Below are 21,957 nucleotides of genomic sequence, written 5' to 3' on the forward strand. Positions count from 1 at the left end.
CCCAATGCCTGAAAAAGTTTGAAAAATCGGGTAATATTATTTCGTTAAATGTTGCCATTTCCCGGCCAACCCCATATATAATCGCCAGATTCACACCCTTGTGATTCACACCCTTGCATTGGAGTGCTTGCCTCATGGCCCGCGTTACGGTCGAAGATTGCGTTACAAAAATTCCCAACCGCTTTGAACTGGTGATGACCGCCGCGCAGCGTGCGCGCGACATTTCCGCCGGTGCGGAACTGACGATGGATCGCGACAACGATAAAAATCCTGTCGTTGCCCTGCGTGAAATCGCCGATGAAACGGTTGATTACGACGTTCTTCAAGAAACCTTGGTGAAAAGCTTGCAGCGTTATGTTGAAAGCGATGAGCCCATGGAAGAAGAAATGGACATGCGCGCGTTGCAGCAAGACGTGTCCGGTGAAATCTTTACGGCCAACGAAGACGACGAAGTTCTGGAAGATGAACTGACCGTTCACGACGTCGCCGCCGAAGACGTCGAAAGCGCCATGGCTGAAGCTGAAGCCATGATGGAAGGGGCTGAAATCGAGGAGGATTAATATGATCCGGCACGCTCAACGTAACCTTAAAGCGTGCCGTCCTCTTGGGTATACGGCCTTAAAAGACATACCTGCAAAGCCCTTTGCTCTTGGTGAGTGGAGGGCTTTTGCGTGATTCGTCAGTTCGAACTTGTCGAAATTATCAAATCATACGATCCGTCCGCCAACGAGGACTTGATCAACCGCGCCTACGTCTATGCCATGAAAGCGCATGGCTCGCAGCTCAGGGCCTCTGGGGACCCGTATTTCTCGCACCCCCTTGAGGTTGCGGGCATCTTAACGGGCTACCGGCTCGATACCGCCACCATCGCCACGGCGCTTTTGCACGATGTGGTCGAAGACACCTTCGCCACCAACGAAGAGCTGGAAAAAATGTTTGGCGTGGAAATCGCCAAGCTGGTGGACGGCGTCACCAAGTTGACCCAGATCGAATTGCAATCGGATCATTCCAAGCAAGCGGAAAACTTCCGCAAGCTGTTGTTGGCCATGTCCGAAGACATTCGGGTTTTGCTGGTCAAGCTGGCGGATCGTCTGCACAACATGCGCACGCTGCATTTCATCAAAAACCCCGAGAAACGCAAGCGCATCGCCACCGAGACCATGGAGATTTTTTCGCCTCTGGCCGAACGCATCGGCATGCAGGAAATGAAAAACGAACTGGACGACTTGGCGTTCGGCGAAATCAATGCAGAAGCGCGCGACAGTGTGTTGAAGCGCCTGGATTATTTGCGCGACGAAGGCAAAACCCTGGTCCCCAGCATCATTGAAGAGCTGTCCAAAACCCTGCAGGAAAATGGCCTCAACGCCGAAGTTACGGGGCGGGAAAAAACCCCGTATTCCATTTGGCGCAAGATGCAGCACAAAGACGTGCCGTTTGAAGCCATGTCCGACATCATGGCGTTTCGCATTGGCGTCGATAACATCGAAGACTGTTACAAGGCCTTGGGCGTCATCCACAACGCCTATCGGGTGGTTCCGGGGCGCTTTAAAGATTACATCTCCGTGCCCAAGCCCAATGGCTATCAATCTTTGCACACGGGCATCATCGGCCCGGAAAAGCACCGCATTGAAATCCAAATTCGCACCCGCAGTATGCACGATGTGGCGGAAAACGGTGTCGCGGCGCATTGGCGCTATAAATCTGAAAATGGTGTCAGCGGCAAACCCACCGATGGCAAGCAATACCGTTGGCTGCGCGAATTGTTGGAAATTCTGGAAACGGCTGCGGAACCCGAAGAGTTCTTGGAACACACCAAGTTGGAGATGTTCCAAGACCAAGTGTTTTGCTTTACGCCCAAGGGCGATCTGATCAACTTGCCCCAAGACGCCACCCCGGTGGATTTCGCCTACGCCGTGCACACCGAAGTGGGCGACCGCACCGTGGGGGTCAAAATCAATGGCCGCATGATGCCGTTGCGCACGCGGCTGAAAAACGGCGATCAAGTCGATATCGTGACGTCAAAGACCCACACGCCGTCGCCGACGTGGGAAAATTTTGTGGTCACCGGCAAGGCGCGCGCCCGCATTCGGCGCTATGTGCGCGCGAAAGAACGCGATCAATACGTCGCGCTGGGCAGTGCCATGCTGGAACGCGCGTTCCTGGAAGCCGAATACCCGATGACGGAAAAGGCCCTCAAAGGGGTCTTGAAGATCTTCCAAAAGGACACCGTGGATGACTTGATCGCCCAGGTCGGCATGGGCCATATCACCGCGCGCGATGTTTTGGGCGCCGTATACCCCGGCACCAAAAAAGAAAGCATGGCCCACAAGCTCAGTAAAATCGTGCCCATCGGCAGAGCACGGGCCAATCGGGCCAAGAAAAAAGGCGGCTACGCCGGCATTCCCATTCGGGGCCTCATCCCCGGTATGGCTGTGCACTACGCGGGCTGTTGCCATCCTTTGCCGGGTGATCGGATTGTTGGAATCATCACCACCGGCAAGGGCGTCACCATCCACACCATCGACTGTGAAGGCCTGCACCAGTACGAAGACCAGACCGAGCGCTGGATCGACGTGTCGTGGGAACAATCGGAAGAGCAAGAGAACGACAACCATGTCAGCCGCTTGCATTTGACGCTGTTGAACGTGCCGGGTGCCTTGGGGGCACTGTCCACCGTGGTGGCGCGGGGCAAAGCCAATATTTCCAACTTGAAGATCGTATCTCGGTCGACGGATTTTTATGACATGCTGGTGGATGTCGAAGTCCGCGACGTCAAACATTTGAGCGAGATCATCGCGGCTTTGCGCGCCACGCCGGAAATCAATTCCATCGAACGTGCGCGCGGATAACGGACCAAACCTGGATGACTTTGCGCATTGTCTTTGTTCACGGCTGGGGCTTTGATGCGTCCTTTTGGACGCCGCTAAAAGATGCCTTAAGTGGGGATGTCGACAGTTTTTGCGTCGATCTGGGCTTTTTCGGCCATGCCAATTTGGATATACCCGCAGACGACCGTCCCACCGTTGCCATTGGTCATTCCTTGGGTGTCGCGTGGTTGCTGCGCCATAGTAGACTTGGGCCCTTGTCGGCATTGGTGTCGATCAACGGTTTTGCCCGTTTTACCAAAGCCGCAGACTTTCCCTTTGGCCAGGACCCGCGCATTTTGCGCCGCATGCAGGTTGGTTTCGAAAAGAACCCCAAAACCGTTTATCGGGATTTTATGACGCTGTGCGGTGTCTCCGATCCCCAAGCCCAAGGGCTCGAAATTGAGCCCTTGGGCGCCAGCTTGGCTGATTTGATGGACATAGACGAGCGTGCCGCCTTGGCGGCTTGTGACGTCCCTGTGCTGGCCTTGGCGGGTGATGCGGATGCGCTGGTGTCCGCCCCCATGAGCCAGCAGACGTTCGCCGATCATCAGTTGGTGATGAAGGCGGGCGGCGGGCATGTGCTGGCGCACACCGATACCCAGTGGTGTGCGGATCACATTGATGTCTTTTTGAAAGACCACCGCGCATGAGCAAAGCCCATAAGGCGCGCATTGCCGAGGCCTTTTCCCGCTCCGCCCAAACGTATGATCAGAGCGCCCAGACCCAAGATCATGTGGCCTCGCATGTTGCCGCTATTGTTCTAAACAATAACATTAATAAAAATATACAGGTGCTTGAAATTGGCTGTGGTACAGGGGCGCTGACGCGTCGATTGCTGGCTGGAATTGAGGGCGGGACGTTTTTCATCACCGACATTGCCCCCGATATGCTGGCGATGTGTCAAAGTGCCCACGATGATCCACGCGCTCGGTTTGCCTGCCTCGATGGCGAGCATTTGGACTTGCAAGGTGAAACGTTTGATTTGATCGTCAGCAGTCTGGCGGTACAATGGTTTGGCGATTTGCAGGCGGCCCTGGAGCGGCTCGCCTTGCACTTAAGCCCTGGGGGCCGATTGGTGTTTTCCACTTTGGGGGACAAAACCTTTGCCAATTGGCGGGCAACCCATACCGAATTGGGCCTGCGTGCGGGCATCAGTGGTTTTGTTGCGCCCACCGATTTGGCCCGGATGTGGCCCAAAACGGGACGTGGCGAAGTCACCGAATGGATGCTGCCCAAGCGCTATGAAGATGCCTTGGCGTTTGCCCGCGCGCTTAAAGACATTGGGGCCCACACACCGAGCCCGGACCATCAGCCGCTTGGAGCAAAAGACTTCCGTCGCATGTCCGCGCACTTGGGTGCGGATTTCACCGACAGTTACCACATACTATTTGGCCTGTTTACCAAGAGCGACATCAAACTGTAACGTGTTATTTTTCCCACAAAAATGCTTTCCAGTGCGGTTCAGATATGGGAAAAGCCTAGAATGTTCTTGCGTCGTCAAAAGCTTTCTGTGTTGAGCCGGGTTCGCCAGTTTTTCTGGCCGAGCGCAGGATGGCATCGTTCGACCCGTTATGTATTTCACCGGGTGGCGCGCATTCCCGGTTCGGCCTATTCGTTGGCCGCCGGTTTTGCGTGCGGCGCGGCGATTTCGTTCACCCCGTTTATCGGCCTTCATTTTATTTTATCGGCGCTGTTGGCGCTGTTGCTGCGCGCCAATGTGTTGGCCAGCGCCATCGGTACGGCGGTGGGCAATCCATGGACGTTTCCGTTCATTTGGATCGGCGTGTTTAACGTCGGCAGTTGGATTATGCGCATTGACGACGCAGACGCGAAGCATGTCGATTTTCTCGACGTGCTCACCGAAAGCATGCAGGCCTTTCACCGCTTGGACTTTGAATTCTTAGCCGAAACCTCTGGCCCCATTTTGGTGCCGATGTTGGTGGGCGCGGTGCCGGTGTCGATTTTGGTGTGGATCTTGTTTTATGTGACGTTGCGCCCCATGATTTCCAAGTATCAAGCCATCCGTCACCACAGGCGAACACGCAAGCACATCAAAATTCCTCCCGTGACACAGGACAAAAGCTGACATGACCTCCCCAGATTTGCAGCCTGATCTCAGATTGGGCATTAACATCGATCACGTCGCCACCATTCGCAATGCCCGTGGCGGCGTTTATCCTGACCCTTTGCGCGCAGCCCATATGGCGGCGGCGGCGGGGGCAGACGGCATCACCGCGCATTTGCGCGAAGACCGTCGCCACATCACCGACACCGACATTTTGCGCCTGTGCGACGAAATCGATTTGCCGTTGAACCTGGAAATGGCGGCCACCGAAGAAATGCTGGCCATTGCGCTGCGTCATAAACCGCACGCGGCGTGCATCGTTCCGGAAAAACGTGAAGAACGCACCACCGAAGGCGGTTTGGATGTGATGGGCGGCTTTGACAAGCTCAAACCCTTTATCACCAAGCTCACCAACGTGGGCGTCCGGGTCTCGTTGTTCATCGAACCTGACGTGGCGGCCCTGGACGCCGCCAAGGCGCTGGGGGCGCCCGTGGTGGAGCTTCACACGGGGGCGTACTGCGACTTGTTAGGGAGTGCGCAAGACGTAGAGCTGGCGCGCATCCGGCGTGCCGCTCAACACGCTCAGGACTTGGGGCTGGAATGCCATGCGGGTCACGGCCTCAATTATGATACGGTCAAGCCGATTGCCGCCATTGCGTCCATCAAAGAACTCAACATCGGCCATTTTTTGGTCGGCGAAGCTATTTTTGTCGGCTTTGAGGCCTCGATCCGGGAAATGCGTCGCTTGATGGATGAGGCGAGGGGGCGTGGATGATTTTGGGCGTTGGCACCGATCTTTGCGACATTCGACGCATTGAGCAGACCCTGACGCGCTTTGGCGATCGCTTTACGGATCGCATCTACACGCCCTTGGAAATTCAAAAAGCGCAAAAACGCGGGGCATCGGCTGCCAATCGTTATGCTATGTTTTATGCCGCAAAAGAGGCCTGCGCCAAGGCTTTGGGTACCGGATTTAGGGATGGCGTGTTCTGGCGCGACTTGAAAGTCGACAATTTGCCCAGCGGTCAGCCCATCATGGCCCTTTCCAACGGGGCCCTGGAAAGGCTACAAACCCTTACGCCGGATGATTTTGAGGCGAAAATTGACATTTCTTTGACGGATGAGTATCCCATGGCCCACGCCATGGTCGTCATTTCAGCCCAGCCTAAACGGGCCTAATCAAGAAACAACGGACTTTTTATGACCGATAACCCTTTAGACGTAGAAGACCTGCTCAGTGGCAAACCCGTTGAGGGCGAAGGCTTGTGGGACACGATGAAAACCATCGGTTTTGCCGTCGCCATTGCCCTTTTGGTGCGTACCTTTGCCTTTGAGCCGTTTTCCATTCCATCGGGGTCCATGATCCCCACGCTGTTGGTGGGCGATTATTTGTTCGTGTCCAAGTCGTCGTATGGCTATTCCAAACATGCGTTGCCGTTCAGTCTGCCATTGATTCCGGGTCGAATTTTGTATGAAGCGCCCAAGCGCGGCGACGTGATGGTGTTCAAGCTGCCCACCGACGGCAAAACCGATTACATCAAGCGCATCATTGGCCTGCCCGGTGACACCATCCAGGTGCGCGGCGGAATATTGCACATTAACGGCGTCGCGGTGAAACGCGAACGGGTCGACAATTACGTCTACCAAACCACCCAAGGCAATTTCATCAATACGGTTCTTTACACCGAAACCCTGCCCAATGGGATCACCCATCCCGTCATTGAAATTTCGGACAGCTTCCCGCAAGACAACACCCAAGTTTATACGGTGCCGGAAGATCACTTTTTCGCCATGGGCGACAACCGGGACAATTCACGGGATTCACGCTTTTTGATGGACGTTGGCTTCATTCCGAAGGAAAACCTGGTCGGTCGCGCCGAAATGTTGTTCTTTTCCATCGATGGATCGTTTTGGAAAGTTTGGACGTGGCCGTGGTCGGTGCGCTTTGAGCGTTTCTTTACGGGGGTGAACTGACCGAATGGCAGCCACAGCCAAATCGACCCTTGAGGCCTTGCAAGACATCTTGGGCCACAGCTTTACCGACGAAGATTTGCTTGAGCAGGCCTTGCGCCACGCGTCCACCACCGAACAGCGCACCAAATCCAACGAACGGTTGGAGTTTTTGGGCGACCGGGTGCTGGGGCTGGTGATCGCCGAGACTTTGTATGCGCAGTTTCCCAGCGAAGAAGAGGGCGAATTGGCGCGTCGCTTTGCCGGTCTGACTTCCCGTGAGGCCTTGACCCGCATCGCCGATGACATCAATTTGGTCGATTTTGCCCAGACTCAAACGGTCGATGCCGAAACCCTGGCGCGCAGCCATGCGTCGGTGGCTTCTGATACCATGGAGGCGGTTTTGGGGGCCTTGTACCTGGATGGCGGGCTCGACATTGCCGGGGCGTTTGTGCAAAAACACTGGGATGCGCTGATCGGTGAAGACATCGAACCGCCCAAAGATGCCAAAACAGCCTTGCAGGAATGGGCCCAGGCCCGCGCATTGGGTTTGCCGCAATACACCATCGTGAACCGCACCGGCCCCGACCATGCGCCGACCTTCACCATCCGGGTGATGGTCAAGGATTTTGGCGTTGCCGATGGCGAGGGCTCAAGCCGACGCAATGCAGAACAAGAGGCCGCAGCCGAACTGCTGGCCCAATTGGAGAAGACACAATGAGCGAAGACGCCACAAAAACGGGTTCCGAGGACCGTTGCGGCTTCATCGCCGTGCTCGGCGCGCCCAACGCGGGCAAATCCACTTTGGTGAACCGCATCGTCGGCACCAAGGTGTCGATCGTTTCGCCCAAGGTGCAAACCACCCGCGCACGGGTCATGGGGATTGCCCTTCAAGGGCGCGCCCAGTTGGTGTTCATCGATACGCCGGGTATTTTTGAGCCGCGCCGCCGGTTGGACCGCGCCATGGTCGCCGCCGCCTGGGGCGGAGCGGGGGATGCAGATATATCCTTGCTGTTGGTTGATGCCGACAAAGGCATCGATAGCAACACCGCCAAAATCATCGAGCGCATGAAGGTGGAACACAAACGCGCCCACTTGGTGTTGAACAAGGTCGATAAGGTCGCCAAGCCCAAGTTGTTGGAGCTGACCTCTCGGCTCAAAGATGGCCCGTTCGACGAAATTTTTATGATTTCCGCCCTGGACGGTTCCGGCGTGGATGATTTGGTGACGTTTTTGGCCGGACAAATCCCCGAAGGCCCATGGCATTTCCCCGAAGACCAAGTCTCAGACATGACGGAGCGGTTGTTGGCGGCGGAAATCACCCGCGAAAAGCTCTATTTGCAACTGCGCCAGGAATTGCCGTATTCGACCACCGTGGAAACGGAAACCTGGGAAGAATTCGACAATGGCTCGGTCAAAATCGAACAGGTCATCTTTGTCGAGCGCGACAGTCAAAAATCCATCATTTTGGGCAAAAACGGCCAAATGATCAAACAACTGGGTGCCGATTCACGTAAAGACTTGGAAGAAATCCTGGATCGTCGTGTGCACTTGTTCTTATTTGTCAAAGTGCGGGAAAAGTGGGGCGACGATCCCGAACGCTATCGCGATTGGGGCTTGGACTTCGACGCTTAAGGCCTTCATCATTTCGCCTTAAAGATGCGTTCAGATACCTCAAATCAACGGTTCACGAAGAGGATGGGTTATGAAGCATGTCGTTTATATTGCTGTTCTTGCAGCCGGTTTGGCGTTGAGCGGGTGTGACGACACACCGCAAAATCAAGAATCCGCTTCTTATGCCCAAGGTCCTCGTCCGCAAATGACGCTGATGGCCGACGCCCCGATGGCGCGCAATAAGGCGGTAGCCTACCAAGACGGCCCGCGCATGGAAATTGGGCGCAATTATGCCATCGAAATCACCGAGGGCACGGTTAGCGAGGCTTTGCAGGCAGACCGCGATGTGTGTTTGCAGTTGGGCTGTGTGGTGACGGCGGTGAACACGTCTGATCAATTCGACGCGCCCAATGGTTCGCTCAACGCTTTTGTCCCCCAAGCCAACGCCGCCAAATTTCACGACCACTTGGTGGGCGCGCCCAACCGGGTCATAACGTCGTTTAACGAAACAGCGCAAAACCGCGAAGACAACTACCAAGACGTCAAAGTGCGTTTGGAACGTTTGGAATACATGCGCAAACGGCTGTACGGCTTGGCCGATCAAAAGTCCGACAAGGTGGCGGATTTGTTACAGGTGGAACGCGAACTGATGCGCGTCGAAACGGACATTGAACGCCTCACCCAAGATCGTAAGGGAATCGAAAAAGTTACGGATAATGTTAGCTTTTTCATTTCCTACACGGTCCAGCCGCCAAAGGCTGGGGACGTCAACTTCGCACCCTTGAAAGGCTTGTTCTCGGACATGGCGAACACCTTCATTACCGCCGTGCGCTATACAGCCGTATGGCTGGCTAGGTGGTTGCCTGCCGCGCTGTTGATTGGTCTTGTCGTGTTGGGTATTCGCCGTCGTTTTCGTTAGGTCTTTTTAGGTCCAGCCCGAGATGCAAACATCTCGGGCTGCCCACTGAGATTACGCCAGCAAAACCTTCTGTGCCGCTTGGGCCGCACCGCCATTTCCGGTGTTCGCGCCCATGTCGGTCAAGGTGCCTTCCAGCGCCGACAACACCAAGGTGACATGGCGGGGGCTGGAACTTTGCCCCATCAAGCCGATGCGCCACACTTTGCCTGCCAAGGCGCCCAGACCGGCACCGATTTCGATGCCGAAATCCGCCAGCATGCGCCGTCGCACCAAGGCTTCGTCAACGCCGCCGGGAATCTTGACCGCGTTCAACTGCGGCAAGCGGTAGCCTTCTTCCACCAACAAGGTCAGCCCCAACGCTTCCAAGCCCGCTTTTAAGGCCAAGTGGTTTTTGGCGTGGCGTTTCCAGGCGTTTTCCAGGCCTTCTTCCTTCAACATTACCAAGCTTTCGTGCAGCGCATAAAGCGTGTTCACAGGCGCGGTGTGGTGGTAAGAGCGGGTTGCCCCTTCGCTGCTCCAATACCCCATGATCAGATTTAAGTCCAAAAACCAGCTTTGAACCTTGTGATTGCGTCCGCGAATGGTTTCCAGGGCGCGCTCGCTGAAGGTCACGGGCGACAGGCCCGGCACGCAGCTCAAACACTTTTGCGTGCCCGAATAACAGGCATCGATTTTCCACTCATCCACCAATACCGGCGTGCCCGCCAACGATGTCACCGCATCCATGATCGTCAGTGCATCAAATTTTTGCGCCAAGGCGGAAATCGCAGCGGCGTCCGATTGCACCCCGGTCGAGGTTTCGGCGTGCACAAACGCAACGGCCTTCACGCCCGGATTGGCTTTCAGCGCGTCTTCCAGCTTGTTCAAGTCAATGGGCGTGCCCCAGTCGTCAACGACTTTGATGGCCGTCGCCCCACAGCGTTCGACATTTTCGACCATGCGCCCGCCGAACACGCCGTTGACGCACACAATCACGTTGTCGCCCGGTTCCACAAGATTGACAAAAGCGCATTCCATGCCCGCTGAACCCGGCGCGCTGATGGGCAAGGTCATCTGGTTGGTGGTTTGAAAGGCGTAATGCAGCAAGCCCTTGATTTCATCCATCATCATAATGAATTCGGGGTCCAAGTGGCCGATCACGGGACGGCCAAGGGCTTGCAAAACCCGCGAATGGATGTCGGAAGGGCCGGGGCCCATGAGCACACGGCTCGGGGGATGGAAGGAGGAAACGGTCATGTGTCTGAGATCCCAAAGAGAGGTAGGCGGGGAGGGTGAATGTTTAAGTAAGGCTTCTGGCATTCTTTTTCAACATCTTGACTTCCTGTCAACGATCCAGTGCGTACAATGCGCTTCATGGATTGGCAAGATGACGCCATAGTGTTAACGGCAAAACGTCACGGCGAAACGTCGGCCATCGTGACGCTGCTGACCCGTGAGCGCGGCGCCCATGCGGGCTTGATCAAAGGCGGTTTCGCCAAACGCAAACGCGCCACCTTGGAGCCCGGCAACCGCGTCCACGCCACCTGGCGGGCCAGACTGACCGAGCACTTGGGCAATTTCCAACTGGAAACCGTGCACGCGCACGCCGCAGAGCTGATGAACAGCCCCGATCGCTTGGCGGGCTTGTCGGCGGCCCTGTCCATGTGCGCGGCGGCGTTGCCCGAACGTGAACCGCATCCGGCGCTGTTTGAAGTGCTGGGGGCATTTTTGGACGCGCTGGAGCACGCCGACATTGGCCCCGACTTGAAAAGCTGGGGCAGCCTTTACGTCAAGTGGGAACTGGGTTTGCTGCAAGAACTGGGCTTTCGCTTGGACTTGAAATACTGCGCGGCCACAGGCGTCAGCGACGATTTGGTGTGGGTGTCGCCCAAATCGGCCCGTGCGGTGTCGCGCGAAGCTGGCCGTCCCTATGAAGCGCAATTGCTGGCATTGCCGGCCTTTGTGCAGGGCGACGGCGGCGTGGCAGAGAGCGTTGAAGAGGTTCTCAAGGGCCTTAAGCTGAGCGGTTATTTTCTCGACCGCCACGTTTTTGCCCCTCATCAACGGCAAATGCCCCAAGCCCGGTCGAGGCTGATAGAACGCCTGTTAAATCATAAGGAAAGGCCTAGATGATGCGCATTTTTTATGTCTTTTGGGTGATGGTGGTTGTGCTCTTTGCGCAAAGCGCCCGCGCGCTTGAAGTGGGGGGCTTAACCCTGCCGCTGGACTGTGTGCTGGGGGAAAGCTGCTGGATTCCCAATTATGTGGACTTAAAACTCGGCAAAGGGGTCTTGGATTACACCTGCGGCGATGCCAGTTACGACGCCGAACCGGGAGCCCATCACAAGGGTACGGACTTCGCGGTGCGTGATATGGCGGCGGTCAAGGCCGGCGTGGCGGTGCGGGCGGCGGCAGCGGGGCGGGTGCTTGGCGTTCGCGATGGCGAAGTTGACGTTTTTTATGACCACACCCAGGCCAGTTCCGTTCAAAGCAAAGAATGCGGCAACGGTGTGCGCATCGAGCACGCAGGCGGCATCACCACCCAATACTGTCACCTGCGCAGGGGCAGCGTTCAAGTGACTGCGGGGGGGCACGTGGTCCAAGGGCAACAACTGGGCTTGGTGGGGCTGTCCGGTCAAACCCAGTTCCCCCATCTGCATTTTCAGGTGGAGCAGGGCAAAACCGTGCTTGATCCCTTCGCAGGTCTGGAACGCAAAGCCGCCTGCGGCGTTGGTGAAGCCCCTTTGTGGGACCGAAAGACCTTGGACGCGCTGCCTTACCAGCCTACAGCCATCTATCACGTGGGCTTTGCGCCGGGTAAACCCGACCGTGCGGCCATCAAGGCTGGGGCGCTGAACAGCCTTGATCTGCCCAAAACCGCGCCCGCGCTGGTGGTGTGGGCGGAACTGTTTCGGGTCCAGGCCGGGGATCTTCTTGAGTTCACCATCACTGATCCGAGTGGCACCAGAATTCATGACCAGAGGCTTAAGATCGACGCTAAAAAAGCTTATTATTGGGCCTTCAGTGGGTTGCGCCTCAAACAGGTGGCTTGGCCCAGCGGAACCTATCGGGGCGATGTGCGCCTCATACGGGGCGAGCAGACCTTTTTGTCCACACGCCAGATCGAAGTGCGCTGACACCGGGATTGTCAGGTATAATTCGTTCTCAGAACCGATTCGATAAAGTGAGCCTAAATCCATGTCAGAACCCGCCCCGGAAGGGGAAATTCGCGATACCCGTTTAGCCGATGCGCTGTCAGAGCGTTATCTGTCCTATGCCATGTCGACCATCATGTCGCGCTCGCTGCCCGATGTGCGCGATGGCTTGAAGCCGGTGCATCGCCGCTTGCTGTTTGCCATGCAGCAGTTGAAGCTGGACCCCAAGTCCGGTTTCAAGAAATGCGCCCGCGTGGTCGGTGACGTTATGGGTAAATATCACCCTCACGGCGATGCGTCGATTTACGACGCCATGGTTAGAATGTCGCAGGAATTCGCGGTTCGTTACCCCCTAGTAGATGGACAAGGCAACTTCGGTAACATTGACGGCGATAATGCCGCCGCTATGCGCTACACCGAAGCGCGCATGACCGAAGTCGCCATGGCTTTGTTGGACGGTATCGACCAGGATACGGTCGATTTTCGCCCCACCTACGACGGCGAAGAAAGTGAACCCATCGTGTTGCCGTCGAACTTCCCCAACTTGCTGGCCAATGGCGCGGCAGGGATTGCGGTGGGTATGGCAACCAGCATTCCGCCCCACAATGTGGGGGAGCTGTGCGATGCGCTCAAACACTTGATCAAGTTTCCAAACGCCACCATCGACAAGCTGGTTGAATTCGTGCCCGGCCCCGATTTTCCCACCGGTGGCGAATTGGTGGAAAATCGTGACGCCATTGTCGAGGCCTACAAAACCGGACGCGGTGGCTTTCGCGTGCGCGCCAAATGGGAAGTCGAAGACTTAGGGCGCGGCACCTATCAGATCGTCATCACCGAAATTCCCTACCAGGTGCAAAAGTCCAAGTTGATCGAAAAGATCGCCGAACTCATCAACGACAAACGGCTGCCGATTTTGACCGACGTGCGCGACGAAAGTGCCGAGGACATTCGCGTCGTCTTGGAACCGCGCACCGGCAAGGTCGAAGCGGCCATGTTGATGGAACAGATGTTTCGCATGACCGAGTTGGAAAGTCGTTTTTCGCTGAACATGAATGTGCTGGATGCCTATAACACGCCGCGCGTGATGAACTTGCGCGAAGTCTTGGCCGCATTCTTGGAACACCGCATGGTGGTCCTGGTACGCGGGTCCAATTTCCGTTTGGGGCAAATTGAGCGCCGCTTGGAAATTCTCGGCGGTATGCTGGTTGCGTATCTGAACCTGGACGAAGTGATCCGCATCATCCGCGAAGAAGACAACGCCAAACAGGTGATGATGGCGACCTTCAAGCTTTCCGACGTGCAGGCCGAAGCCATTTTGAACATGCGCTTGCGGCAATTGCGCAAATTGGAAGAAATGGAAATTCGCACCGAAAACGACGCTTTGGTGGTGGAGCAAACCGCCTTGAATACGTTGTTGAACGATGAAGAGCTGCGCTGGAAGTCGATTGCGGGGCAAATCAACGAGATCAAAGAAAAATTTGGCCAGAAAACTGAAATCGGCAAACGTCGCACGGTGGTCGGTGACGCGCCGACCGCCGTGATCGTGCCGTTGGAAGCCATGATCGAACGCGAACCGATTACGGTCGTGTGTTCGCAAAAGGGCTGGATCAGGGCCATCAAGGGTCATTTGAGCGACGAACAAGTCAAGGACATCAAGTACAAAGAGGGCGACAAAGAACGTTACACCCTTGCCGCCCAAACCACCGATAAAATCTTGATTTTCGCCACCAACGGACGCTTTTACACGCTCGGCTGCGATAAGTTGCCGGGCGGACGCGGCCATGGCGAGCCCCTGCGCCTGATGATCGACTTGCCCAATGACGCCGACATCACCGAAATGCTGGTCCATGTGACGGGGCGCAAGTTGTTGGTGGCGTCAGACAGTGCACACGGCTTTATCGTGCCCGAAGACGACGTTTTGGCGCAGACTAAAAACGGCAAAGTGGTGCTGAACGTCAGTCCTGGGGCCGAGGCGACGTCGTGCACGATTGTGCCCGAAGGGGCCGACAGCATTGCGGTCATCGGTTCAAACCGAAAAATCGTCATTTTCCCCATTGCCGAGCTTCCCGAAATAACCCGCGGCAAAGGGGTGATTTTGCAGCGTTACAAAAAAGGCGGCGGGGCGGTGTTGCGCGATGCCAAGGCATTTACCTTGACTGAGGGGCTTTCGTTCCCATTTGGAAGTGGTTGGCGAACGGAAACGGATTTGTTGCGCTGGCAAGGCAAACGGGCCGGTGCGGGGGCCTTGGCACCGCGCGGTTTTCCAACGTCGAATAAGTTTGCGTAATTTGATGGCGTCTTGAGGCCAAAGGCCCTTTGCTTCATAATTGCGCGCTGTCTTCGTTAGGTTTTTCTTGGAGTTACCCCACTGTGACACACGCAACGCTTCCCTACACGACCTTGATCGACACCTTGTGGCCGACCACAGGGCGCTCCAATAGCGTATTGCGCGGGGCCGCGTTGGCGATGGTGGGGTCTTTGTTGCTGGCCTTGTCGGCCAAGATTCAGGTCCCTTTGTTCCCTGTGCCTATGACCTTTGGTACGTTGGCGATTTTGACCTTGGGCATGGCCTATGGCTGGCGCTTGGCCGGGGCGACGTTGATGTTGTACATGATCGAAGGCGCCATCGGTTTGCCGGTTTTTGCCGGCACGCCGGAAAAAGGCATCGGCCTTGCGTATATGATGGGCAGCACTGGCGGCTATTTGTTGGGCTATACCCTGGCGGCGATGGCGGTCGGGTGGTTGGCGCAACAAGGTTGGGACCGGACGTTTTTGGGCACCGCATTGGCGATGCTGGTGGGCAATGCCCTCATATATATACCGGGCCTGATCTGGCTGGGGGTACTGTTCGGCTGGGACAAACCGATCTTTGAATGGGGCTTTACGCCGTTTATTTTGGGCGATGTCATCAAGCTTGGTCTTGCCATGGTGATTTTGCCGCTGGCGTGGCAGGTGATGGGCAAGCGCAGCCAAGATAGCCTTGGTGAAAAAAGGCCATCCGCATGAGCGACAATCAGGGCCGGGGAGACCGCGGTATCGATATGGGGCGCTCGACACAAGGCGCACCTTTAAATGTTGAAGATCTTTACGGCTTCCTGGAAGGCACGTGGCAGTTTGAGCGTAAAGTTCACGACACGTTGTTGGGTCAAGAGGGTGACTGCATCGGCGTCGCCCAGTTTTACGCCAACGGCAATACCCTCAATTACGAAGAAGAGGGGGAATTGACCATGGGCGAGATCGTGGTCTCGACCGAGCGCAAATATCTTTATAAATTTATCGCGCCTTCTATGGCGGAAGTGCGCTTTTCAGACGGGCGCTTTTTTCACGTCCTTGATTTGACCAAGGGCATGGTGCGGGTCGAGCATCAGTGCGGCGACGATACCTATCACGGAGTCTATCGAGTGGTGGAACCGCGGATGTGGCTGTCGGTGTGGCGGATCATCGGCCCCAGAAAATCGCAAGTCATCACAACCCGCTATTTGCGCGTTACCGCCAATTAAGCTGGGCTTTTAGCCGAAAATAACCGATGGCAACCACGTCGCCAAGGCCGGGAACAGCACCAAAAGTCCCAAACCGATCACCTGAATGGCGACATACGGCATGACGCCGCGATAGATGTCGCCGGTGGTGACGGAATCGGGGGCCACGCCGCGCAGGTAAAACAGCGCAAAACCAAACGGCGGGGTGAGGAACGACGTTTGCAGGTTCATCGCCATCATGATGCCCAGCCACACCGGATCGATGTCCATGCGCAACAACACCGGGGCGACAATGGGCACCACGACAAAGGTGATTTCGATAAAATCGAGGATGAAGCCCAAAAAGAACATCACCACCATCACCACAAAGATGGCGCCCCACTTGCCACCCGGTAAATCGGCCAGCATAGTATGAACCAGATCGTCGCCGCCCAGTCCGCGAAACACCAACGAGAACACCCCAGCACCAATTAAAATGACAAACACCATGGCGGAAATTTCCATGGTCGTGCGCATGACTTCGAACAAAATGGGATCGCTGCTGCCATCCAGCTTGGTTTCCAGCACGCGCTTTAGGCTTGTTGCCAGCCCCCACATAAGCAAAATGGAGCAGCCCAACGCAACGACGATCGCCGCCATATTCACGGGATCAATGTGGTCAAGGTTCATGCGTAGATCGAAAACGTTGGCCAGGATGAGCATGATGATCAGGGCAATGCCGCCGATGATAATGGCGCGGCCTCGTCCTTCGTTTAAGCGTATTCCTGCCAACATCAGTGAACCGACTGCGCCCACACTGGCCGCCTCCGTTGGTGTCGCAGCACCACTCAGGATCGAGCCCAGAACGGCAACGATCAGCACAATCGGCGGCACCATGGCGTGAAGGATGCGCTTTAACAGCCCGTCGACGTTGAGTTCTTCTTGGGGAATGGCGGGGGAGCTTTCCGGCTTCAACCACGCCATGAGAATTTGATAGCCGATGTACAGGCCGACCAGCATCAGGCCCGGCAGCAGCGCGCCGGCAAACAAATCGCCCACCGACACGGGGGTCGGCGACCAGTTGCCGATGGCGCGTTGGGCATCTTGATAGGCGTTTGAGATTTGATCGCCCAACAGCACCAACACGATGGAGGGCGGGATGATTTGTCCCAAGGTGCCCGCCGCACAAATGGACCCGCACGACAAAGACGGCGAATAGCCCCGCTTGAGCATGGTGGGCAGGCTCAATAAGCCCATGGTGACCACGGTGGCCCCGACAATCCCGGTGCTGGCCGCCAACAGCGCCCCCACGACGGCGACGGAGATGCCCAACCCGCCGCGCAACGAGCCGAACAGCATGCCCATGGCGTCAAGCAGTTCTTCCGCCACTTTGGAGCGTTCCAGCATCACGCCCATGAACACGAACATCGGTACGGCGACCAAAATGCTGTTGTCCATGGCGGTGCCGTAAATGCGCGACGGGATGGCGCCGAAATCTGAAAAGGTAAAAACGTCGAACGACCAACCGATGACGGCAAACGCCAAGCCCGTTCCCGCCAGGGAAAAAGCCACCGGAAAACCGCCCAGCAGCACCAGACAAACGGTGAAGAACATCACCACGGCGAGGATTTCGTTGAGTGGAATCAGGTCCATCAGACGTGCGCCCCGTCTTCGCGAGCCTGCCGGGTGTTATGCCCGGTCAGCGTCAGCAGGGAGCGCAAAAACATAGATACCCCTTGCACAGCCATCAATGAGGCGAATGCGAGAATCAGCGTTTTCAGAATATAGACAAAGGGGAGCCCACTGGTTTGGAGCGATGTTTCATGAGTTGCCCAGGATTGCACGACATAGGGCCAGGACCACCACCAAATGAATATGCACACCGGCAGCAATAGCACCAGTGCCCCAATGGCATCGACCATCGCTTTGGCGAACTGGGAATGTTCGCGATAAAAAATATCGACCCGTACATGACCTTCGTGCAGCAGCGTGTAACTCGCCCCCAGCAAAAACAAGATCGAATGCAGATAGATGACTGAATCCTGCATCGATTGAGAACCAAAGTTGAAGATATAGCGCATCACCACAATCAGGAACTGCACCAACACCATGATGATGGCGGTCCACGATACGATGCGCCCAAGCCGGTTGTTAAAACGGTCTATGGCAAGGTACAGCTGTTCGAGGAACCTCATGATTGCCTGCTTGCTTGGCCCCCCGCGAGGGAGACTGAATTCAAATTCGGTCTTGAGTTAAAAAAGGGACGGCGCAATCGCCGCCGTCCCAAATTGATCCCTGGTCCCGGTTATCCGCCGTACGTGTAATCGAGTGCGCGGGCGGCGGTGAAAGCCATTTCGGACTTGGACGTCCAATCCAGGGCTTGCTTGCGGAAGCTCATGAAACTGTCGTAAATTTTCCGGGTCATGGGGTCCGAAGACGCGACCTCCGCCAACACGACGCCCGACGCTTCGCCCAAGGCTTTGAGGATATCGTCCGACTGGCGGCGCAATTGCACGCCATGTTCTTCGACCAAAGTTTTCAGGGCACCGCCGTTGTTGGCGTTGAACTCGGCCAGCATGCGGTTGTTTTCGGCGGCGCAAGCGAACGCCACAATGGCTTGGTCTTGGGCGCTGAAGCTATTCCACACGGTGGTGTTGATGCCGCAGCTCAGCGTCGAGCCCGGTTCGTGAAAGCCTGGGTAGTAGTAATATTTGGCGACCTTATAAAAGCCCATGGCCAGATCGTTCCACGGTCCGACCCATTCGGTGGCGTCGATGGCACCCGATTGCAGGGCGGAGAAAATTTCGCTGGCGGGCGTGGTGATGGATTGCCCGCCGAGCTGACGGATCACTTCACCGCCCAGGCCCGGCATCCGCATTTTCAGGCCCTTGTAATCTTCGACGGTGTTGATTTCCTTGTTGAACCAACCGCCCATCTGCACCCCGGTGTTGCCCGCGGCGAACGCTTTGACGTTGAAACCCGCCGCCAGTTCATCCCACAGGTCTTGGCCGCCGCCGTAATAAAGCCAGGCGTCCATTTCCGTCGCGGTCAGGCCGAACGGCACGGTGGTGAAAAAGTTGAAAGCCTTGGAGTTGCCCTGCCAGTAATATTCCGCGCCGTGGTACATGTCGGCGGTGCCGCTGGACACGGCGTTGAAGGATTCCAGTGCCGGGACCAGTTCGCCGCCGCCGTAAAGCTTCACCGAGATACGACCTTCGGTCATTGCGCTGATGGAATCCGCCAGGCGTTGCGCACCGGTGCCCACGCCGGGAAAGCCTTTCGGCCAGGTGGTGACCATCTTCAATTGACGCAGCTGTTTGGAAAGCGCGGGGGCGGCGGGTGCGACCTCTTTGGGGGCTGCGGCTTGTTCTTCTTTGCCGCATGCCGTCAACGCGGCTGCACCAGCGGCCAGGGCCGCGCCTTTAACAAAATCACGACGTTTCATATTCAATGAATCCTCCCGGACAGGGCTTGTAACTTGGGGGTAAAAGTGCTGATTCTTTTGATGCGGACCCGACCCTTCAGATAGGTTGGCATCCCAAAAAAGACTATCTTGGTTAGCGAATGTTTCGCAATGTCTATTTGAACATTTGTTGCCGGTCCCGCAGGGAGACCTTCAAATGTATTAAGGGGCAAATGTAATAGGGGCCTTACGTCTCGGATGATTTGCGATGCAGCGGGGTGCCCAAGCGTTTCCATCCGTCTGGTGTATAAGCTTCCAAGGGGCGGAAATTGCGCTTGTAATCCATCTTCGGGCTGCCTTGAACCCAATAACCCAGATAGACGTAATCCAGGTCCAATTCACGCGCGCGTTCAATCAGCCACAAGACCACAAACGTCCCCAAGCTGCGGCTTGGGTCCGTTGTTGAGAAAAAGCTGTAAACCGCGCTTAGGCCATCAGCCAGACGGTCAACGAGACACCCGGCCAGCAGTTCACCGCTTTCGCTTCTGAATTCGACCAGGTTGGAATGTACAGGGGTTTCTTCGACCAAGGCACGGTAATCGGAATGGCCCATAAGCGCCATATCGCCGTCGCCGTGACGGGTGTCGATGTAGGCTTTGAACAAATCATATTGTTCGCGCGATGCCACGGCGGCGCGCTCGCCCACCTCCAGGTCGGCATTGCGCGTCTGAATACGCCGTTGCGTGCGGCTGGGGACGAAGTCACGCACCGGCACGCGCACAGAGACACAGGCGGAACAGCCATCGCACACAGGGGCATAAGCGATGGTATGGCTGCGCCTAAAACCGGCCAATGACAGTTTGTCATTCAAGGCCTTGGCCTCCGGTCCCATCAGTTCGGTCACCATCCTGCGTTCAATGCGGTCGGCCAAATACGGGCACGGCAAAGGCGTGGTGGTGAAAAAGAAATGGGTTTTAGAGGCCGTGTCGTAGCGCATCGAGCGTGTCCAAAATCTGATTGTTTCTATGAGAACAGACAAAGAGACATTGAGCAATCCTTCATATGAAGGTCATTCGCCGTTGATGATGCTTGGGGGCGGACCGGGCGGGGGCGCAGGTTCGCCGGTGCCGCGCAGCAAAATGATCGACAGGCGACGGTTCTTGGCGTCACTGGGATCTTCTGGAATCAAGGGGTCCGTCGCCGCTTTGCCGACAATGCGGGCCATTCGGGATTCGGGAACGCCCAATTTCAGCAGGGCGCGGCGTGCTGAATTGGCGCGGTCGGCAGACAGTTCCCAGTTGGTGTAGCTTTGATTGCCGCCGCCCATAGGAACGGCGTCCGTATGGCCGCTGATGGCGATGTCTTGAGGCATTTTTTTGATGATTTCGGCGACCAAGCCCAACACCCGTTCGGTGTGCTCGTACATACTCGCGCCACCTGACGGAAACATCGATAAGCCATCTCGGTCGATGAGCTGGATGCGCATGCCTTCCGGGGTGTTGTCGATCATCAGGCTTTCTGCCATCTGCTGGAATTCGGGCAGGGTTTCCAGCTTGTCTTTCAGGTCCTTTTCAGCCTTGTCGAACTGGTCTTGTTCCGCTTTGGCTTTGGTTTCCTGGGCGTCCACTTCGGCTTCGATGGGCTTGTCTTGCATGGCCTCGCCACCCGAACCGGCAGAAGGAGGCGGTAAGTCCATGGTCACCGTGGGGCGACTGACAGTGTCTTCCAAAGCCCCATCGACGGCCACCGTGGTGCCGCCCAAAATTTGTCCGGAACCACTTTGCGAGGTCGAACTGACGGTTGGGGCAAAATAATCCGCGATGCCTTCCAGCTGTTCTTGGGAAACCGCATTCAACAGCCACAACAGCAAAAAGAACGCCATCATCGCGGTGACGAAATCCGCATAGGCGATTTTCCACGCGCCACCATGATGGCCGCCACCGCCTTTTTTTATTTTTTTGATGATGATCGGTTGCTGGTCCATGCCGTTAGGCGTCTCCGGTCAGCGGGACGGCGTCCCCCAAATGTGCACTACAGACGTGAGCGGCCCCAAAGGGCAAAGCCGACATTATTCAGCCTTGCCGACATTTTGCAATGAATCTTCAAGATCTTTGAAGCTGGGACGCAGGTGCGCCGGGATGGTCTTACGGGAAAATTCAATCGAAACCTGCGGGGCATAGCCCTGCATATGGGCGATGATGCCAGCCTTGATGCAGGTGAAATAACTGGCTTCTTCATTCATGGTGGCACCCATGGATGCCGCCATTGGGCCGACGAACCCATAGGAAAACAAAATACCACTAAACGTACCGACCAAGGCTGCACCGATCAGGTGACCGAGAATTTCCGGCGGTTCGGTGATCGAGCCCATGGTGTGAATAATACCCAACACGGCGGCCACAATACCCAATGCGGGCAGGCCATCCGCCAGTGCGTTCATGGCAGCGTGAATGGCATGATCAGACTCATGATGGCTTTCCAACTCGATGTCCATGATGTTTTCAACTTCATGCGAGTTGGAGGTGCCCAGGGTCAACATGCGCAAAT

Annotated in this window: 23 protein-coding genes; 16 read left to right on the forward strand and 7 right to left on the reverse strand. The window is 56.3% G+C overall.

What is annotated here, in order from left to right; genetic code table 11:
* Positions 1 to 134 precede the first annotated feature (134 nt).
* The 11 genes from rpoZ to BEN30_RS01545 all read left to right on the forward strand — a co-directional run bounded on the left by rpoZ (position 135) and on the right by BEN30_RS01545 (position 9,415).
* Positions 135 to 560, forward strand: a complete 426-nt coding sequence (gene rpoZ, locus BEN30_RS01495; RefSeq protein ID WP_069956569.1) for a DNA-directed RNA polymerase subunit omega — start codon at positions 135 to 137, stop codon at positions 558 to 560.
* Between the two features lie 111 nt (positions 561 to 671).
* A complete protein-coding gene (locus BEN30_RS01500; protein WP_069956594.1) occupies positions 672 to 2,849 on the forward strand; it encodes a RelA/SpoT family protein in 2,178 nt (725 codons plus the stop codon).
* A gap of 14 nt (positions 2,850 to 2,863) precedes the next feature.
* Positions 2,864 to 3,517: an alpha/beta fold hydrolase gene (locus BEN30_RS01505; protein WP_069956570.1), complete on the forward strand. Its 654-nt coding sequence runs from the start codon at positions 2,864 to 2,866 to the stop codon at positions 3,515 to 3,517.
* Positions 3,514 to 4,290: a methyltransferase gene (locus tag BEN30_RS01510; protein ID WP_069956571.1), complete on the forward strand. Its 777-nt coding sequence runs from the start codon at positions 3,514 to 3,516 to the stop codon at positions 4,288 to 4,290. The genes BEN30_RS01505 and BEN30_RS01510 overlap by 4 nt, the downstream gene beginning before the upstream one ends.
* A 60-nt stretch (positions 4,291 to 4,350) precedes the next feature.
* Positions 4,351 to 4,953, forward strand: coding sequence for a DUF2062 domain-containing protein (locus BEN30_RS01515; protein ID WP_069956572.1), 603 nt, complete (start codon positions 4,351 to 4,353; stop codon positions 4,951 to 4,953).
* 1 nt (position 4,954) lies between these two features.
* Entirely contained in the window at positions 4,955 to 5,707 is a 753-nt protein-coding gene (locus tag BEN30_RS01520; RefSeq protein ID WP_069956573.1) for a pyridoxine 5'-phosphate synthase, read from the forward strand.
* The gene (acpS, locus tag BEN30_RS01525) at positions 5,704 to 6,111 is read left to right on the forward strand and encodes a holo-ACP synthase (RefSeq protein WP_069956574.1); all 408 of its coding nucleotides are present in this window, start codon (positions 5,704 to 5,706) and stop codon (positions 6,109 to 6,111) included. The genes BEN30_RS01520 and acpS overlap by 4 nt, the downstream gene beginning before the upstream one ends.
* A 21-nt stretch (positions 6,112 to 6,132) precedes the next feature.
* Positions 6,133 to 6,906, forward strand: a complete 774-nt coding sequence (lepB, locus tag BEN30_RS01530) for a signal peptidase I (RefSeq protein ID WP_069956575.1) — start codon at positions 6,133 to 6,135, stop codon at positions 6,904 to 6,906.
* Between the two features lie 4 nt (positions 6,907 to 6,910).
* A complete protein-coding gene (gene rnc / locus BEN30_RS01535) occupies positions 6,911 to 7,603 on the forward strand; it encodes a ribonuclease III (protein ID WP_069956576.1) in 693 nt (230 codons plus the stop codon).
* Complete coding sequence (gene era, locus BEN30_RS01540) at positions 7,600 to 8,517, forward strand: GTPase Era (RefSeq protein ID WP_069956577.1); 918 nt, start codon at positions 7,600 to 7,602, stop codon at positions 8,515 to 8,517. The genes rnc and era overlap by 4 nt, the downstream gene beginning before the upstream one ends.
* Before the next feature lie 70 nt (positions 8,518 to 8,587).
* Positions 8,588 to 9,415 (forward strand): DUF4349 domain-containing protein, encoded by an 828-nt coding sequence (locus BEN30_RS01545; RefSeq protein ID WP_069956578.1) that lies wholly within the window; start codon positions 8,588 to 8,590, stop codon positions 9,413 to 9,415.
* A gap of 51 nt (positions 9,416 to 9,466) precedes the next feature.
* Here the strand turns inward: BEN30_RS01545 and BEN30_RS01550 are convergent, their stop codons facing one another.
* Complete coding sequence (locus BEN30_RS01550; RefSeq protein WP_069956579.1) at positions 9,467 to 10,651, reverse strand: pyridoxal-phosphate-dependent aminotransferase family protein; 1,185 nt, start codon at positions 10,649 to 10,651, stop codon at positions 9,467 to 9,469.
* A gap of 117 nt (positions 10,652 to 10,768) precedes the next feature.
* Between BEN30_RS01550 and recO the strand changes: the two genes are divergently transcribed.
* The 5 genes from recO (at position 10,769) to BEN30_RS01575 (ending at position 16,049) form a co-directional block, all read left to right on the forward strand.
* Positions 10,769 to 11,527 carry a DNA repair protein RecO gene (recO, locus tag BEN30_RS01555; protein WP_069956595.1) on the forward strand — a complete coding sequence of 253 codons (759 nt, stop codon included), beginning with the start codon at positions 10,769 to 10,771 and terminating at the stop codon, positions 11,525 to 11,527.
* A complete protein-coding gene (locus BEN30_RS01560) occupies positions 11,524 to 12,531 on the forward strand; it encodes a M23 family metallopeptidase (RefSeq protein WP_084004899.1) in 1,008 nt (335 codons plus the stop codon). Before recO ends, BEN30_RS01560 begins: the two co-directional genes overlap by 4 nt.
* 61 nt (positions 12,532 to 12,592) lie before the next feature.
* A complete protein-coding gene (gene parC / locus BEN30_RS01565; RefSeq protein ID WP_069956580.1) occupies positions 12,593 to 14,836 on the forward strand; it encodes a DNA topoisomerase IV subunit A in 2,244 nt (747 codons plus the stop codon).
* Positions 14,837 to 14,919: 83 nt separating this feature from the next.
* Positions 14,920 to 15,555 carry a biotin transporter BioY gene (locus BEN30_RS01570; RefSeq protein WP_069956581.1) on the forward strand — a complete coding sequence of 212 codons (636 nt, stop codon included), beginning with the start codon at positions 14,920 to 14,922 and terminating at the stop codon, positions 15,553 to 15,555.
* A complete protein-coding gene (locus BEN30_RS01575) occupies positions 15,552 to 16,049 on the forward strand; it encodes a DUF6314 family protein (protein ID WP_084004900.1) in 498 nt (165 codons plus the stop codon). Before BEN30_RS01570 ends, BEN30_RS01575 begins: the two co-directional genes overlap by 4 nt.
* A 9-nt stretch (positions 16,050 to 16,058) precedes the next feature.
* Here BEN30_RS01575 and BEN30_RS01580 read toward each other — a convergent pair whose 3' ends face one another.
* From BEN30_RS01580 to BEN30_RS01605, 6 genes are all read right to left on the reverse strand, one after another.
* Positions 16,059 to 17,660, reverse strand: a complete 1,602-nt coding sequence (locus BEN30_RS01580; protein WP_069956582.1) for a TRAP transporter large permease — start codon at positions 17,658 to 17,660, stop codon at positions 16,059 to 16,061.
* On the reverse strand, positions 17,660 to 18,202 hold the full coding sequence (locus tag BEN30_RS01585) for a TRAP transporter small permease subunit (RefSeq protein ID WP_069956583.1): 543 nt from the start codon (positions 18,200 to 18,202) through the stop codon (positions 17,660 to 17,662). Before BEN30_RS01585 ends, BEN30_RS01580 begins: the two co-directional genes overlap by 1 nt.
* 110 nt (positions 18,203 to 18,312) lie before the next feature.
* Positions 18,313 to 19,452: a TRAP transporter substrate-binding protein gene (locus BEN30_RS01590; RefSeq protein ID WP_069956584.1), complete on the reverse strand. Its 1,140-nt coding sequence runs from the start codon at positions 19,450 to 19,452 to the stop codon at positions 18,313 to 18,315.
* Between the two features lie 205 nt (positions 19,453 to 19,657).
* On the reverse strand, positions 19,658 to 20,407 hold the full coding sequence (locus tag BEN30_RS01595) for an arginyltransferase (protein ID WP_069956585.1): 750 nt from the start codon (positions 20,405 to 20,407) through the stop codon (positions 19,658 to 19,660).
* A gap of 72 nt (positions 20,408 to 20,479) precedes the next feature.
* Positions 20,480 to 21,394 (reverse strand): flagellar motor protein MotB, encoded by a 915-nt coding sequence (locus BEN30_RS01600; protein ID WP_069956586.1) that lies wholly within the window; start codon positions 21,392 to 21,394, stop codon positions 20,480 to 20,482.
* Between the two features lie 84 nt (positions 21,395 to 21,478).
* The coding region (locus tag BEN30_RS01605) for a MotA/TolQ/ExbB proton channel family protein (RefSeq protein WP_139134793.1) at positions 21,479 to 21,957 on the reverse strand (479 nt) is incomplete at its 5' end.

This window comes from Magnetovibrio blakemorei (assembly GCF_001746755.1).
GTDB classification, from domain to species: Bacteria; Pseudomonadota; Alphaproteobacteria; order Rhodospirillales; family Magnetovibrionaceae; genus Magnetovibrio; species Magnetovibrio blakemorei.

Bases quoted from the DNA above. Each gene is read 5' to 3' on its own strand.
- rpoZ (WP_069956569.1), top strand. From the start codon at position 135: ATGGCCCGCGTTACGGTCGAAGATTGCGTTACAAAAATTCCCAACCGC.
- BEN30_RS01505 (WP_069956570.1), top strand. From the start codon at position 2,864: ATGACTTTGCGCATTGTCTTTGTTCACGGCTGGGGCTTTGATGCGTCC.
- BEN30_RS01510 (WP_069956571.1), top strand. From the start codon at position 3,514: ATGAGCAAAGCCCATAAGGCGCGCATTGCCGAGGCCTTTTCCCGCTCC.
- BEN30_RS01515 (WP_069956572.1), top strand. From the start codon at position 4,351: ATGTTCTTGCGTCGTCAAAAGCTTTCTGTGTTGAGCCGGGTTCGCCAG.
- BEN30_RS01520 (WP_069956573.1), top strand. From the start codon at position 4,955: ATGACCTCCCCAGATTTGCAGCCTGATCTCAGATTGGGCATTAACATC.
- acpS (WP_069956574.1), top strand. From the start codon at position 5,704: ATGATTTTGGGCGTTGGCACCGATCTTTGCGACATTCGACGCATTGAG.
- lepB (WP_069956575.1), top strand. From the start codon at position 6,133: ATGACCGATAACCCTTTAGACGTAGAAGACCTGCTCAGTGGCAAACCC.
- rnc (WP_069956576.1), top strand. From the start codon at position 6,911: ATGGCAGCCACAGCCAAATCGACCCTTGAGGCCTTGCAAGACATCTTG.
- era (WP_069956577.1), top strand. From the start codon at position 7,600: ATGAGCGAAGACGCCACAAAAACGGGTTCCGAGGACCGTTGCGGCTTC.
- BEN30_RS01545 (WP_069956578.1), top strand. From the start codon at position 8,588: ATGAAGCATGTCGTTTATATTGCTGTTCTTGCAGCCGGTTTGGCGTTG.
- BEN30_RS01550 (WP_069956579.1), bottom strand. From the start codon at position 10,651: ATGACCGTTTCCTCCTTCCATCCCCCGAGCCGTGTGCTCATGGGCCCC.
- recO (WP_069956595.1), top strand. From the start codon at position 10,769: ATGGATTGGCAAGATGACGCCATAGTGTTAACGGCAAAACGTCACGGC.
- BEN30_RS01560 (WP_084004899.1), top strand. From the start codon at position 11,524: ATGATGCGCATTTTTTATGTCTTTTGGGTGATGGTGGTTGTGCTCTTT.
- parC (WP_069956580.1), top strand. From the start codon at position 12,593: ATGTCAGAACCCGCCCCGGAAGGGGAAATTCGCGATACCCGTTTAGCC.
- BEN30_RS01575 (WP_084004900.1), top strand. From the start codon at position 15,552: ATGAGCGACAATCAGGGCCGGGGAGACCGCGGTATCGATATGGGGCGC.
- BEN30_RS01580 (WP_069956582.1), bottom strand. From the start codon at position 17,660: ATGGACCTGATTCCACTCAACGAAATCCTCGCCGTGGTGATGTTCTTC.
- BEN30_RS01585 (WP_069956583.1), bottom strand. From the start codon at position 18,202: ATGAGGTTCCTCGAACAGCTGTACCTTGCCATAGACCGTTTTAACAAC.
- BEN30_RS01590 (WP_069956584.1), bottom strand. From the start codon at position 19,452: ATGAAACGTCGTGATTTTGTTAAAGGCGCGGCCCTGGCCGCTGGTGCA.
- BEN30_RS01595 (WP_069956585.1), bottom strand. From the start codon at position 20,407: ATGCGCTACGACACGGCCTCTAAAACCCATTTCTTTTTCACCACCACG.
- BEN30_RS01600 (WP_069956586.1), bottom strand. From the start codon at position 21,394: ATGGACCAGCAACCGATCATCATCAAAAAAATAAAAAAAGGCGGTGGC.